The organism is Enterobacter sp. BIDMC93 (assembly GCF_001037805.1).
GTDB classification, from domain to species: Bacteria; Pseudomonadota; Gammaproteobacteria; order Enterobacterales; family Enterobacteriaceae; genus Enterobacter; species Enterobacter hormaechei_C.
In genome coordinates, this window is sequence record NZ_KQ089962.1 from 94,082 (window position 1) to 108,772 (window position 14,691).

The 14,691-nt window shown below is 55.0% G+C and carries 12 protein-coding genes; 7 read left to right on the forward strand and 5 right to left on the reverse strand.

Annotated features, from left to right (window positions below; all coding sequences use genetic code 11):
- Positions 1-86 precede the first annotated feature (86 nt).
- Positions 87-2,507, forward strand: coding sequence for a glycerol-3-phosphate 1-O-acyltransferase PlsB (gene plsB, locus SK58_RS00425; protein WP_048219201.1), 2,421 nt, complete (start codon positions 87-89; stop codon positions 2,505-2,507).
- Positions 2,508-2,599: 92 nt separating this feature from the next.
- On the opposite strand, the gene ubiA is transcribed toward plsB, so the two are convergent.
- Together ubiA and ubiC are read right to left on the reverse strand one after the other, a co-directional pair.
- Complete coding sequence (gene ubiA / locus SK58_RS00430) at positions 2,600-3,466, reverse strand: 4-hydroxybenzoate octaprenyltransferase (RefSeq protein ID WP_015570176.1); 867 nt, start codon at positions 3,464-3,466, stop codon at positions 2,600-2,602.
- 12 nt (positions 3,467-3,478) lie between these two features.
- Positions 3,479-3,976: a chorismate lyase gene (gene ubiC / locus SK58_RS00435; protein WP_015570175.1), complete on the reverse strand. Its 498-nt coding sequence runs from the start codon at positions 3,974-3,976 to the stop codon at positions 3,479-3,481.
- Positions 3,977-4,193: 217 nt separating this feature from the next.
- On the opposite strand from ubiC, the gene SK58_RS00440 reads away from it, so the two are divergent.
- The 3 genes from SK58_RS00440 (at position 4,194) to SK58_RS00445 (ending at position 6,865) form a co-directional block, all read left to right on the forward strand.
- Entirely contained in the window at positions 4,194-5,420 is a 1,227-nt protein-coding gene (locus SK58_RS00440) for a lipase family alpha/beta hydrolase (RefSeq protein WP_053070230.1), read from the forward strand.
- Positions 5,421-5,543: 123 nt separating this feature from the next.
- The gene (locus SK58_RS22790) at positions 5,544-5,735 is read left to right on the forward strand and encodes a hypothetical protein (protein ID WP_156174988.1); all 192 of its coding nucleotides are present in this window, start codon (positions 5,544-5,546) and stop codon (positions 5,733-5,735) included.
- Positions 5,732-6,865: a T6SS immunity protein Tli4 family protein gene (locus SK58_RS00445; RefSeq protein ID WP_053070231.1), complete on the forward strand. Its 1,134-nt coding sequence runs from the start codon at positions 5,732-5,734 to the stop codon at positions 6,863-6,865. The genes SK58_RS22790 and SK58_RS00445 overlap by 4 nt, the downstream gene beginning before the upstream one ends.
- Positions 6,866-6,951: 86 nt before the next feature.
- On the opposite strand, the gene malM is transcribed toward SK58_RS00445, so the two are convergent.
- The 3 genes from malM to malK form a co-directional block, all read right to left on the reverse strand.
- Positions 6,952-7,890, reverse strand: coding sequence for a maltose operon protein MalM (gene malM / locus SK58_RS00450; RefSeq protein ID WP_015570172.1), 939 nt, complete (start codon positions 7,888-7,890; stop codon positions 6,952-6,954).
- A 114-nt stretch (positions 7,891-8,004) separates the two neighbouring features.
- Positions 8,005-9,315 (reverse strand): maltoporin, encoded by a 1,311-nt coding sequence (locus SK58_RS00455; protein WP_026080558.1) that lies wholly within the window; start codon positions 9,313-9,315, stop codon positions 8,005-8,007.
- Between the two features lie 42 nt (positions 9,316-9,357).
- Complete coding sequence (malK, locus tag SK58_RS00460) at positions 9,358-10,467, reverse strand: maltose/maltodextrin ABC transporter ATP-binding protein MalK (RefSeq protein WP_003860329.1); 1,110 nt, start codon at positions 10,465-10,467, stop codon at positions 9,358-9,360.
- 371 nt (positions 10,468-10,838) lie between these two features.
- Between malK and malE the strand changes: the two genes are divergently transcribed.
- From malE to malG, 3 genes are all read left to right on the forward strand, one after another.
- Entirely contained in the window at positions 10,839-12,029 is a 1,191-nt protein-coding gene (malE, locus tag SK58_RS00465) for a maltose/maltodextrin ABC transporter substrate-binding protein MalE (protein ID WP_017382618.1), read from the forward strand.
- A gap of 121 nt (positions 12,030-12,150) precedes the next feature.
- On the forward strand, positions 12,151-13,695 hold the full coding sequence (gene malF, locus SK58_RS00470; RefSeq protein WP_017694723.1) for a maltose ABC transporter permease MalF: 1,545 nt from the start codon (positions 12,151-12,153) through the stop codon (positions 13,693-13,695).
- 14 nt (positions 13,696-13,709) lie between these two features.
- The gene (gene malG, locus SK58_RS00475) at positions 13,710-14,600 is read left to right on the forward strand and encodes a maltose ABC transporter permease MalG (protein WP_003860332.1); all 891 of its coding nucleotides are present in this window, start codon (positions 13,710-13,712) and stop codon (positions 14,598-14,600) included.
- Positions 14,601-14,691 lie beyond the last annotated feature (91 nt).

Below are 14,691 nucleotides of genomic sequence, written 5' to 3' on the forward strand. Positions count from 1 at the left end.
TATGACGGGTAACAACAGAAATTTTGCGCGCTTTCTGTTATCCTTGCGCCGCAATTGCATTATTAACCAGAGGCTTTACATCGTTTATGTCCGGCTGGCCACGAATTTACTACAAATTACTTAATTTACCATTAAGCGTCCTGGTAAAAAGTAAGTCTATCCCAGCAGAACCTGCGCTGGAATTAGGGCTCGATACGTCGCGCCCTATTATGTACGTTTTGCCTTATAACTCGAAGGCAGACCTGCTGACGCTTCGCGCTCAATGTCTGGCGCACGATTTACCTGACCCGCTTGAACCGCTGGAAGTCGACGGTACGCTGCTGCCGCGCTACGTGTTCATCCATGGCGGGCCGCGCGTGTTCACCTATTACACGCCGAAAGAAGAGTCCATTAAGCTGTTCCATGATTACCTCGATCTGCACCGCAGCAACCCCGATCTGGACGTGCAGATGGTGCCGGTGTCGGTGATGTTTGGCCGTCGTCCGGGACGCGAAAAAGGGGAAGAGAACCCGCCGCTGCGTATGCTCAACGGCATTCAGAAGTTCTTCGCCGTCTCCTGGCTGGGACGCGACAGCTTTGTCCGCTTCTCACCTTCCGTTTCACTGCGCCGCATGGCGGATGAACACGGCACTGACAAAATCATTGCGCAAAAGCTGGCGCGCGTTGCGCGTATGCACTTTGCACGTCAGCGTCTGGCGGCCGTTGGACCACGTCTCCCGGCACGTCAGGATCTGTTCAACAAGCTGCTGGCTTCCAAAGCGATTGCCCGTGCCGTAGAAGACGAAGCGCGCAGCAAGAAAATTTCGCACGAGAAAGCGCAGCAGAACGCGATAGCGCTGATGGAAGAGATCGCCGCGAATTTCTCCTACGAGATGATTCGCCTCTCTGACCGTATCCTTGGCTTCACGTGGAACCGCCTCTATCAGGGGATTAACGTCCACAACGCCGAGCGCGTACGTCAGTTAGCGCACGACGGCCACGAGATTGTCTATGTGCCCTGCCACCGCAGCCACATGGACTACCTGTTGCTCTCTTACGTGCTCTATCACCAGGGGCTGGTGCCGCCGCATATTGCTGCCGGTATCAACCTGAACTTCTGGCCAGCAGGCCCGATTTTCCGCCGTCTGGGTGCGTTCTTTATTCGTCGTACCTTTAAGGGTAACAAGCTTTACTCCACCGTCTTCAGGGAGTATCTGGGCGAGCTGTTCAGCCGCGGTTATTCCGTGGAGTACTTTGTTGAAGGCGGGCGCTCGCGTACCGGTCGTCTGCTCGATCCGAAGACCGGCACGCTGTCGATGACCATTCAGGCCATGCTGCGTGGCGGTACGCGTCCTATCACGCTGGTGCCTATTTACATCGGTTATGAACACGTGATGGAAGTGGGCACCTACGCGAAAGAGCTGCGCGGTGCAACCAAAGAGAAAGAGAGTCTGCCGCAGATGCTGCGTGGGCTGAGTAAACTGCGCAACCTCGGCCAGGGCTACGTGAACTTTGGCGAGCCCCTGCCGCTGATGACATATCTGAACCATCATGTTCCGGAGTGGCGCGAGTCTATCGATCCTATCGAAGCGGTACGTCCGGCCTGGCTGACGCCAACGGTCAACGGCATTGCATCCGAGCTGATGGTACGCATCAACAATGCTGGTGCGGCAAACGCCATGAACCTGTGTTGTACTGCGCTTCTGGCCTCCCGCCAGCGTTCACTGACCCGCGAACAGCTGACCGAGCAGATTGACTGCTACCTGGATATCATGCGCAACGTGCCGTATTCCGTTGATTCGACCGTGCCGTCTGCCACCGCCAGCGAGCTGATCGTTCACGCGTTGCAGATGAACAAGTTCGAAGTCGAGAAAGATACGATTGGTGACATCATCATTCTGCCGCGCGAGCAGGCCGTGCTGATGACCTACTACCGCAATAACATCACGCACATGCTGATGCTGCCGTCGCTGATGGCGGCCATTATTACCCAGCACCGCCGTATTTCGCGTCAGGAGCTGCTGCGCCATATTCAGGCCATCTACCCAATGCTGAAAGCGGAGCTGTTCCTGCGCTGGAGTAAGGATGAACTGGCGGCAGAGCTCGATAAAATGACGGCAGAGATGCATCGTCAGGGGCTGATTACCATCATTGATGATGAACTGCATATCAATCCGTCACGTTCCCGTACCTTGCAGCTCCTGGCTTCCGGTGCGCGTGAGACGTTGCAGCGCTACGCCATTACCTTCTGGTTGCTGAGTGCAAATCCGTCCATCAACCGCGGTACGCTGGAAAAAGAGAGCCGGACGCTGGCTCAGCGCCTTTCTGTTCTGCATGGCATTAACGCCCCGGAATTCTTCGACAAAGCGGTATTCAGCTCCCTGGTGCTGACGCTGCGCGACGAAGGGTACATTAGCGATACGGGCGATGCCGAGCCGGAAGAGACGATGAAGGTTTACCAGATGCTGGCAGAGCTGATTACCGCGGATGTGCGTTTGACGATTGAGAGTTCGACGCAGGGCGAATGATGCTAAAGCCGGGTGGCGCTAACGCTTACCCGGCCTATATGTTCCGCTAAATCGTAGGCCGGGTAAGGCGAAGCCGCCACCCGGCTTTTTTATCACCAGTAACTCATCGCCAGGCCCAGAAACAGCACCAGCCCGACGTAGTTATTATTCAGAAACGCTTTAAAGCAGGCTTCACGCTCGCGCTTCGCGATCAGCTTCTGCTGATACGCAAACAGCAGCCCCGCCACCAGTACGGACCAGTAAAACTCCCAGTTCAGCCCGTTCAGGCGACCAATCGCCACCATCAGCGCCAGCACCGCCACCTGCAATATGCCGATGATAAGTTTGTCGTGACGACCAAACAGGATCGCCGTCGATTTGATGCCAATCTTGAGATCGTCATCGCGATCGACCATCGCGTATTGGGTATCGTACGCAACGGCCCAGAGAATATTCGCCAGGAACATCAGCCAGCAGCTGAGCGGAACGGACTCGCTGACCGCGGCAAACGCCATGGGAATCGACCAGCCAAATGCCGCACCCAACACCACCTGCGGCAGATGGGTGTATCGCTTCATGAACGGGTAAACCCAGGCCAGCGCCAGAGCAGCAACGGACAGCAGAATGGTCATGGTGTTAAGGGTTAACACCAGCATAAAAGAGAGAAGCACCAGCACCACAAACAGAATGCGCGCCTCTTTCCCGGTCACCTGACCGCTCGGCAGAGGACGATTCGCGGTGCGCTTAACATGTCCATCAAATTTCCGGTCAGCATAGTCGTTAACCACACAGCCCGCAGCGCGCATCAGCCAGACGCCCGCCACAAACACCGCCAGGATCCACAGCGGCGGCACGCCCGGCGTGGCAACCCACAGCGCCCATAAGGTCGGCCACAGCAGCAGCAGCGCGCCAATGGGTTTATCAGTACGCATCAGGCGGTGATAGGCCAGCAGCTTATTCTGCGTCAGACTCCACTCCATTTTTTCTCCCTCTTAGTACAACGGCGATGCAGGCAAAAAGAGTTCCGTCAGTATTAACGGCTTGCCACTCAAACGAAGGCGGGAACGGCGCCCCCACAAATCGGCATCGCAACCAATTTCAATAAAATCACGGGTCAGTTCAGACGAGGTGAACAGATAGCGCCCCAGGGGCGTTTTGCCGAGGCGTTGCAATGCCAGCTCCGGCCCGGAAAGTGTAGACTCAGGAACCACCGTCCGCCCGGCAAGCCACGGCTCGCCATCTGCACACAGTAAAATTTCACGCAGCCAGTAGCGTTCTTCTTGCGGCAGCAGCGGCAGCTCGCTGGCAATCTCCGCAGGCGAGACAAACCCTTCCTGAATCATCGTCACCGTGACCGTTTTACCCTGTTGCTCAAAACGTTTTGTCATGGAATCTTCCAGCAACAGCCAGTCCAGTTGCTCCGGGTCAAGCGCGGGTATTTGGTCGAAATAGCGTAGCGCACGCAGCTGCGTTAGCGCGGGGTGTGACATGCCAGACTCTCCGATACATAACGTAAAGGCATTGTATCGCAGATTGGCAAAATGAGGACGGACAAACCAAATTTAGCGATCACTATCGCAACAATGGTGCAACAGCGCGGGAGAAATGTTCGTGGCAGCAATAGCAGAACTTGATTTTGGTTAAGTATCGCGCGGATAAATTGTGAGCTAATGCAGCTCTTGAGAAGGAATATCAGTAACTTAATACATGGATGACAACAAAAATAGCCCCCCTAATCGGTCTTATCATCGTCCCATCTGGGATGACGATGGCACGTTTCATTATAAAGTTTTTTCTCAGCCAAAAGACAAAAACCACATCTCGGTTTGTCTCAAGCCCCCTACAAAAGTGATCCCGGTGATTTTTATTCCTGGGGTGATGGGGTCAAACTTAAAGAGTGGGGATAAAAAAGTCTGGCAGTTCAGCTTGTCATCGCTTAAAAAATGGCCACTTGCTGGCCCCCAAAAAAGAAAGCAACTGCTTGATCCGACGACCACCGTCGTCGATGACTCTGGGGAAATTTTAAACGACGGTGCGGATGGGAAAAAATTCCCGTCCCGTCACGCCCGCGGATGGGGAAGTGCGTTTTACATGAACTACGGTGAGGCGCTTGACCGGCTGCAATACCTGCTCAGCGACGACGAGATCCTGATGGATAATTACTTTCGGGAGACACAGTTGCAAACGGCACGTCAGCGTTTTATCGGCGTCAGAATCGGTAACGAGCCTCAGGAGCAGGTGCTGAGCGAAGAAGAAGTGGCTCACGGGCACAAGTTCTTATTCCCGCTGCACGTTTTTGGTTACAACTGGCTGCAATCGAATGCGGACTCTGCGGCGTTGCTGGGCGAATATATCCGTAAGGTGCTGAGTGCGTATCACGGACGCCTGGCAGTCAACAAGGTCGTCCTGATCACCCATTCGATGGGCGGACTGGTCGCCCGCCATTACTCGGAAAATATGGGCGGACAAGACTCAATCCTGGGTATCGTACACGGCGTCATGCCGGATCTCGGCTCACCGGCAGCTTATCGCCGCATGAAGATCGGTGAGCGTGGCATTACTGGAATGATTATCGGGGAAAGTGCTGAAAAGCTGATGCCGGTGCTGGCACAGTCTCCCGGTCCGTTACAGCTTCTGCCGGGTATGGCTTATGGTCCGAGATGGCTGAAAATCAACAGTAAAGAGACTCAACTTTCCCTCCCGGTGGCCGATCCGTATGAGGAAATTTATCTCAACAAAACAGCGTGGTGGCGGCTATGTGAGCAGGATTTGCTGCTGGATGATACTAGGGTCGAATGGAATAAATATGAGAAAACAATAAGTAATATCGTTAAAAAATTTATTGAGAAGTTAAACGGCAAATACCACCCCCAGACCTGGCTATTTTACGGAGCCAGCAAAAGCAACCCGTCTGATGGGTTCCTGGCATGGTAAGAGCGGATCCCCCAGGGCGTTAAGGAAGCACAGAGGTGCAGGGAAAATGCAGCTAACCCTTTTGAACTGTCTCCGTTAAGAACTCATCAACTAATTTCATCCGCAAGCCCTGGTGATGGGACCGTGCCGACCACCTCCGTCCGCACCTCCTCTTCCCGTATACAGGGTATACTGGCGACAGATGTCGATCATGAAGGAGCTTATGCTGTCGATCCTGTCGATCGCTCCCGCTCGGTATACAGCGATCTCTCCGACGCACTGGTGTTTACGGTTCGCTCGGTGGTGAAAATTGTGCAGCAGGCTCCCGCCCCATGAAAAAAGACACATCCCCCCTGATTGTCACGCTGACGCTCCTGCTGCTGGCGGCAGGATATTACATCCATAAATATGTGACATTCGTGCATGTGCCCCCGGCGTTAACGGACAAGGAAAAACGTATGGTTAATACTCTTTTTGCCACCACCAAATCCCAGTGCGTGGGGCGCTATGTGTTTGAGGTTCCGGCCTCATTCGAAAACACCTTGACTGACCGGGCACAGATTAATGAGATCCGCATCAGCAGCAAGCGACTCTACCGCCCGGCATTTGAGCAGCGTATCCGGTTGCGGGAACAGAAACTGAAAAACAGCGCTACCGTGGACCCTGTTGATCAGCCATTTCTTAAGCAGATATACAAGCTGAGTGATAATGCGGTCATTTTTGACCGTAATGAAAATGAGAGTGTGGCGGGATTTGGGCGCATTCTGGAAGGTCATCTCTACGTTGACGGAGTAGCGTTTATCCTCATGCAGGGGATTACCGATTATTCTGATCCGCGCTTCGCTAAAGAGCGAGCGTTTTATCTGCGCAAGGAAGCGGGAAGACCTGACTGGATGGCGAATGATAAACCCCAGAAACTGGCGGAATTACAGGACCTCATGTCCCGACTGAGCGGACGGCATAATGAGGATATTCCTTCCGTGCCCGGCACCTGTATTCCGCAAGGGTTTATCCGCGACGGAAACGGCAAGCCTAAGGAAGATATTACCTTTGTTTACCCCTATAGTTCGGTGTTTTCTTTTTCAGTCTGGAGCAATAACGCCCTTAAGGAAAGCACAACCATGCTGGAGCGCAGCGGGGAAATTCAGTCTTATATCAATAGCATAGACGGAAGTACGCTGCGAAAAGGAGAAGCACGCATTGCCGGTTTTAATGCCAGTGAATGGCTAATCACCGCCCCGCCAGATAAATCATCCGAAAATCCGTCAAAACAACTAATGTTTACCGCCGTAGCCAATGAAACCAACGCTGATTTTGCACACCCCAGCCTTGATCTGACATTAAGCAATGAAATCTTACCTGAAGGAAGCGATGTCTCATCCCCACCTGATTACAGCGACGCTGAACTGGTGGAAATCTGGGATCGCATCATTCTTTCTTTCCGCGTCAGGGATAATGCGTTCTGAACAGATTGCCCCTGAGTAGTGGCAAAAAAAGTGCGCCCACTCAGGCGCACTAAACGACTAACAAAATCAGCACTGTGGGGAGACGGTTACCCCTTGCCTTTTACACTGCTGATAAAGGTGGAACGGGCAGTGGTTGAACCTAAACGCTCGGCTTCATCAAGCAGTTTCAGCGCTTTATCGACATCGCCGTTTTTAACCGCCTGCTTGATGGCGTTGTTAAAGTAAGTTTCAGTATCGTTAAGCACGGGCTCGGCTTTTTTCGCCGGGGCCGGGGCTGCGGCCGGTGCTGCGGCTGGCGCGGCGTACACAGGCGCGGCAGTATTACCCACCGTTACCGGACCCGGGCCAGATGAGCCAAACAGCGGGCCTACGAGTACGCTGGAGGCGCTGTTGGTGGAGACTTTCAGCTTGATCAGACCATCGGTGGTATGACGGGCAAGCGGGTCCGGAATATCCGGGACAGAGTTCCCCGTGCCTTTCGCATAGGCTTTTGCCGGGTCAACAAGCTTCGTTGTCTGTTGCAGATCTTTTTCAGTCGTGAACACCAGGACATAAATCTTCTGCTGACCCAGGGCTGGCGTCAGGCGCATAACGCCTTCCAGCCGATCGGCACTCATGACGCCAGGCTCCTGATAGCTGAAATAGTCACTTGGGAAGAACGCGGATGGCGTCATGTTCTGATCGAGGATCAGCACGTTAGGCGCGAAGACGCTGGTCTGTTTATTGACTTCACTGGTCAACGTCAGGGTCAGCTCGCCGATATTCGCCGGCACGCTGAAAGCCGCGACCGGACCGCTGATACCCGGCACGTTCAGTGACTGGCCCCCCGCTGAAAGCTGGGTAGTTTGTGTTTTCGATTGATCAACTGGCGTCCACACCAGTTGCTGTAGTGCCGCAGCCGGAATAGCTGGCGCAGCGCTGGTATTTTGAGGAACAAAATTCACATCTGCAAAGGTGACCGCAGGCGCACAGGCCAACAGCCCCGCAGAGAGGCACAGCGCGACGAGACTTTTCTTCATTTTCATTGTTATTACCTCTGATAGCGTGAGCACTGCGGTGGCCAGGCAATAGCGCGCAGCACCCTAAGGAGAGAGGGGCTTGCGCCCCTCTTTTCAGGTCATTACGTCAGGCTTGACGAATTACCACCAGATTTCCATCTGGGCGCCGAAGGTCCACTCATCGTTGTCGCCACGGCTGAAGGTTTTCGCGGAGGTGTCGCTATACGCTACGCCAGAGGTGTAACCTGCACCTGAGTCGTTGTTTGCATAGCCCCATTTCTCATCCCACTTCGCGTAGGTTGCGAAGACACGGATAGCCGGACGGGACCAGATGCTGTCACCTGCCTGCCATTGCTGTGCCAGGGTGATTTTGTACTGGCTGTTTTTGTCGTCAGTTTTCTGAGATTTGACGTTGTCGTAGCCCACTTCCAGCAAGGTGCTCATGATCGGCGTCCATTTGAACATTGGACGAACACCCACGGTCCACCACTCGGTACCGTTGTTGTTGTCACGATCGATGTTCTGGTACATACCGACGTACATCAGGTCCCAACGGTCTGCCAGGGTGATTGCACCGTGATCCAGCACGCGCCACATAGAGCCGTCGTTATCGATGCTGCCGCCCTGTGGAATACCTTTACCGTTAGAGGTCATGGAATCCGTACCGTATTGCAGTACGAACTTGTTGAAGCCTTTCATCATGCTCTGGGTGTGTTCAGCGGTGAACAGCCAACCATCTTTAGAGGCGCCAGGTTGCAGGTAGTAGTCGTCAGGAATGTTGGTATGACCGTAGTCAACGCCCAGCTCCAGCGTACCGCCCGGGTTGGTTTCCAGACCGGCTAAACGGACGTCGAAGACATCGTTTGGTACCACGTTGTCATAAATACGGTCGCCGTTCGCATCACGATCGGCGAAGGTTGCAGAACCGCCGGACTCAGAAGAACGGGTCGCTGCCAGAGAGAGTTTACCAAAGCCCAGATCGATGTTTTCAATACCGGCACCAGGACCAGAGATATCCCAGTAGTAGAAGTCGATCATGTGTACGTCATGACGCTGATAGAAGCGTTTACCGGCCCAGATGGTAGAGCCTGGCAGCCATTCAATCAGGTTTTTACCCTGCACGTTAGCTTCACGGAAGGCCGGGCTGGTGGATTCCCAGTCATTCTGTTGAGAAACGGAGTACGCTACGTTGGTGTCGAAATAGAAGCTCTTGTCGCCTTCTTTCCACACTTCCTGGCCCAGTTTCAGTTCGGCGTAGGTTTCACATTCGTTACCGAGACGGTATTTACTTTGTGCGCCTGTTGCCTGGAAACATTGTTGTTCACCGCCACTTCCGGTCCAGCCAATGCCGGAACGAGCATAACCTTTAAAGTCTACGGCGCCCGCCTGGGCAGACAGGATGCCTGCCGCAATGGCGACAGCCAGAGGGACTTTGCGCAGAGTAATCATTATTCTATCTCCTGAGATCATTGCTTTTCTTTGTAATTGGAATGCTTAAACGCCTGGCTCTTTGTGCAACCGACGACATGCAGTGCCATCCTCACGGAACAGATGGCAACGCTCTGGCGGCAAACCGATAGCGAATGTGGCACCCTCTTCTACCAACACCACGTCATTCTGGCGGTAGACCAGGTTCTGACGGATGGCGGGGATCTGGATATGAATCTGTGTTTCGTGACCAAGCTGTTCGACGACCTGAACTTCACCTTCCAGCGTCACATCAGCGATGTGGCTCGGCAGTAAATGCTCAGGGCGGATACCGAGGGACATGTTGGCCCCCACCTGTACGTTAGCGCTGTCGACCGGCAGCCAGACTTGCTGACGGTTTGGCAGCTCCACCTGTACCTGTTCGATTGCCGTCGCGGTCACTTTTACGGGCAGGAAGTTCATCTTTGGCGAGCCAATGAAGCCCGCAACAAAGCGGTCTGCCGGGTAGTGATACAGCTCCAGCGGCTTGCCCACCTGCGCCACGCGACCGGCGTCCAGCACCACGATTTTGTCGGCCAGCGTCATCGCTTCGACCTGATCGTGGGTGACGTAAATCATCGTGCGTCCAAGGCGTTTGTGCAGACGGGAGATTTCGATACGCATCTGGACGCGCAGGGCGGCATCCAGGTTAGAAAGCGGTTCATCGAGCAGGAACACGCGCGGCTCGGCCACCAGCGTACGGCCGATCGCCACACGCTGACGCTGACCACCGGAGAGCGCCTTCGGTTTACGCTCCAGCAGATGTGCCAGCTGGAGCACTTCCGCCACCTGGGTGACGCGCTGGTTAATGGTCTCTTTTTTCGCGCCGGCCAGCTTCAGGCCAAAGGACATGTTCTCGGCAACGGAAAGATGCGGATAAAGGGCATAAGACTGGAACACCATGCCCACGCCGCGTTCGGCTGGCGGGATGTCGTTCATTCGGGTATCACCAATAAATAAATCGCCACTGGTGATGGTTTCAAGACCGGCAATCATACGCAGCAGAGTCGATTTACCACAGCCTGATGGACCCACGAACACCACAAACTCACCTTCGTGGATGTCCAGATTGATGTCTTTTGACACCACTACGTCGCCCCAGGCTTTCGTTACATTACGCAGCTGTACGCTCGCCATGCCCTTCTCCCTTCGTTACAACCTGTCACCGACAGAAACATTCAAGATAAGTTCACTATGCGTGTTCCATTACTTTCGTGAATCCTCCACCCCCCGGCTTTTTTATGGGGGAGGAGGCGGGAGGATGAGAGAGCAGGCTCTGCGACCGCAGCGGAGGGGCTGAGGCGAAAATCGTGAAGCGGCCTGCAAAATTCAGTGGGTTTTTATGTGCGCCAGCACTCATAACTTAAATTTATGTTACAGGGATCACACAAACAGGGGGTGGGGCGTAGGGACTGGGAGGATGGAAAGAGGATGTCAAATAAGGAGACTGAGTCACGTTGAACCACCTTATGTATCCACGAGCACATCACCAATAAAGGATGGCAGATATGAAGATCAAGACTGGCGCACGCGTTTTCGCATTGTCCGCCCTCGCAGCAATGATGATTTCCGCACCGGCTCTCGCCAAAATTGAAGAAGGTAAGCTGGTTATCTGGATTAACGGCGACAAGGGCTATAACGGTCTGGCCGAAGTGGGCAAAAAATTCGAGAAAGACACCGGTATCAAAGTCACCGTAGAACACCCGGACAAACTGGAAGAGAAGTTCCCGCAGGTTGCGGCAACTGGCGATGGTCCGGACATTATCTTCTGGGCGCATGACCGTTTCGGGGGCTACGCGCAGTCTGGCCTGCTGGCAGAAGTTACGCCAGACAAAGCCTTCCAGGACAAACTGTTCCCGTTCACCTGGGACGCCGTTCGCTATAACGGCAAGCTGATCGCTTACCCAATCGCGGTTGAAGCGCTGTCTCTGATTTACAACAAAGACCTGGTGCCAAACCCGCCGAAGACCTGGGAAGAGATCCCTGCTCTGGATAAAGAGCTGAAGGCGAAAGGTAAATCCGCCCTGATGTTCAACCTGCAAGAGCCGTACTTCACCTGGCCGCTGATTGCTGCCGACGGCGGTTACGCGTTCAAGTTTGAAAACGGCAAATATGACGTGAAAGACGTGGGCGTGGACAACGCAGGTGCGAAAGCGGGTCTGACCTTCCTGGTTGACCTCATCAAGAACAAACACATGAATGCGGATACCGACTACTCCATCGCGGAAGCGGCGTTCAACAAAGGCGAAACCGCGATGACCATCAATGGTCCGTGGGCCTGGACCAACATCGACAAGAGCAAAATCAACTACGGCGTGACCCTGCTGCCAACCTTCAACGGCAAGCCATCTAAACCGTTCGTGGGCGTGCTGAGCGCGGGCATCAACGCCGCCAGCCCGAACAAAGAGCTGGCGAAAGAGTTCCTCGAAAACTACCTGCTGACCGATCAGGGTCTGGATGAAGTGAACAAGGACAAGCCGCTGGGCGCCGTTGCGCTGAAATCCTTCCAGGATCAGCTGGCGAAAGATCCGCGTATTGCGGCCACCATGGATAACGCCCAGAAAGGCGAAATCATGCCGAACATCCCACAGATGGCTGCGTTCTGGTACGCCACCCGTACCGCGGTCATCAACGCTGCAAGCGGTCGCCAGACTGTCGATGCCGCACTGAAAGATGCTCAGGGCCGTATTACTAAGTAAGTCTGAAAAACGGCGGGTGGCGCGTGCGCTTACCCGCCCTACGACTACGGCACGATCCGTAGGTCAGGTAAGCGCAGCGCCACCTGACGATAAGTTTCCACCGTTGTAGAGGAAGAACCCCATGGATGTCATTAAAAAGAAACACTGGTGGCAAAGCGACGCACTGAAGTGGTCAGTGATAGGTCTGCTGTGTCTGCTGGTGGGTTACCTTGTTGTTTTAATGTACGTGCAAGGGGAATACCTGTTTGCCATCATGACGCTGATTTTAAGCTCGGTTGGCCTGTATATTTTCGCCAACCGTAAAGCGTACGCCTGGCGCTATGTCTACCCGGGCGTTGCCGGGATGGGGCTGTTTGTCCTCTTTCCGCTGATCTGCACCATCGCGATTGCCTTTACCAACTACAGCAGCACCAACCAGCTCGCGCAGGAGCGTGCCACCCAGGTGCTTCTGGATCGTTCTTACCAGGCGGGTAAAACCTTTAACTTCGGCCTGTATCCCACGGGTGACGAGTGGAAGTTAGCGCTCACTGACGGTGAGAGCGGCAAAACCTATCTTTCCGACGCGTTCAAATTTGGCGGCGAGCAGAAGCTGGCCTTAAAAGAGGCTGCGGCCCTGCCGGAAGGTGAACGTGCGAACCTGCGTATCATTACCCAGAATCGTCAGGCGCTGACCCAGCTCACCGCCGTGCTGCCAGACGAAAGCAAAGTGACCATGAGCTCGCTGCGCCAGTTCTCCGGCACGCAGCCGCTTTATACTCTGGCGGATGACGGCACGCTGACCAATAACCAGAGCGGCGTGAAGTACCGTCCGAACAACGATATCGGTTTCTATCAGTCGGTGAATGCCGACGGCAGCTGGGGCGACGACAAACTCAGCCCGGGCTATACCGTCACCATCGGCTGGGACAACTTCACCCGCGTATTTACCGACGAAGGCATCCAGAAACCGTTCTTCGCCATCTTCGTCTGGACGGTGGTCTTCTCGGTGCTGACCGTGATCCTGACCGTGGCCGTGGGCATGGTGCTGGCCTGCCTCGTGCAGTGGGAGTCCCTGAAAGGCAAAGCGATTTACCGCGTGCTGCTGATTCTGCCCTACGCCGTGCCGTCGTTTATCTCGATTCTGATTTTCAAAGGGCTGTTTAACCAGAGCTTCGGTGAAATCAACATGATGCTGAGCGCGCTGTTCGGCATCAAACCGGCCTGGTTCAGCGACCCGACCACCGCTCGCTCGATGATTATCATCGTCAACACCTGGCTCGGTTATCCGTACATGATGATCCTGTGCATGGGGCTGCTGAAGGCTATCCCGGACGACCTGTACGAAGCCTCGGCGATGGACGGCGCGGGTCCGTTCCAGAACTTCTTCAAAATTACCCTGCCGCTGCTCATTAAGCCGCTGACGCCGCTGATGATCGCCAGCTTCGCCTTTAACTTTAACAACTTTGTGCTGATTCAGCTGTTGACCAACGGTGGCCCGGACCGTCTCGGCACCACCACGCCGGCAGGCTATACCGACCTGCTCGTGAGCTACACCTACCGCATCGCCTTCGAGGGCGGCGGCGGTCAGGACTTCGGCCTGGCGGCGGCGATTGCCACCCTGATCTTCCTGCTGGTGGGCGCCCTGGCGATTGTGAACCTGAAAGCCACACGTATGAAATTTGACTAAGGAGGGCACTGAACATGGCAATGGTACAACCCAAATCTCAGAAACTGCGCCTCCTCGCGACGCACTTAGGCCTGCTGATTTTCATCGCGGCGATCATGTTCCCGCTGCTGATGGTTATCGCCATCTCCCTGCGCTCGGGGAACTTCGCCACCGGGAGCCTGATCCCGGACGAAATCTCCTGGGAGCACTGGAAGCTCGCGCTGGGCTTCAGCGTGGAACATGCGGATGGCCGCGTCACGCCGCCGCCGTTCCCGGTGCTGCTGTGGCTATGGAACTCGGTAAAGGTGGCGACCATCACTGCGATCGGCATCGTGACGCTCTCCACCACCTGCGCTTACGCCTTCGCCCGTATGCGTTTCCCGGGCAAAGCGACGCTGCTGAAAGGGATGCTGATTTTCCAGATGTTCCCGGCCGTGCTGTCGCTGGTGGCGTTGTATGCCCTGTTTGACCGTCTTGGGCAGTATGTGCCGTTCATCGGCCTGAACACTCACGGCGGCGTGATCTTCGCCTATCTTGGCGGCATCGCCCTTCATGTGTGGACTATCAAGGGCTATTTCGAAACCATCGACGGCTCGCTGGAAGAAGCGGCGGCGCTGGATGGGGCGACACCGTGGCAGGCGTTCCGTCTGGTGCTGCTGCCGCTGTCGGTGCCGATTCTGGCGGTGGTGTTTATCCTGTCGTTTATCGCCGCCATCACCGAAGTCCCGGTCGCCTCACTGCTACTGCGCGATGTGAACAGCTACACCCTTGCCGTCGGTATGCAGCAGTACCTCAACCCGCAAAACTACCTGTGGGGCGACTTTGCCGCGGCGGCCGTCCTCTCTGCCATCCCGATTACCGTGGTGTTCCTGCTGGCCCAGCGCTGGCTGGTCAACGGCCTGACGGCGGGCGGTGTGAAAGGTTAAGTTTCATTTGTTATGCCACTGCAACCCTCAACTTTAGACGTATTGTATTGAACCAACTTGTGACTGTTATTCGGCGGCCTCCGGGCCGCCA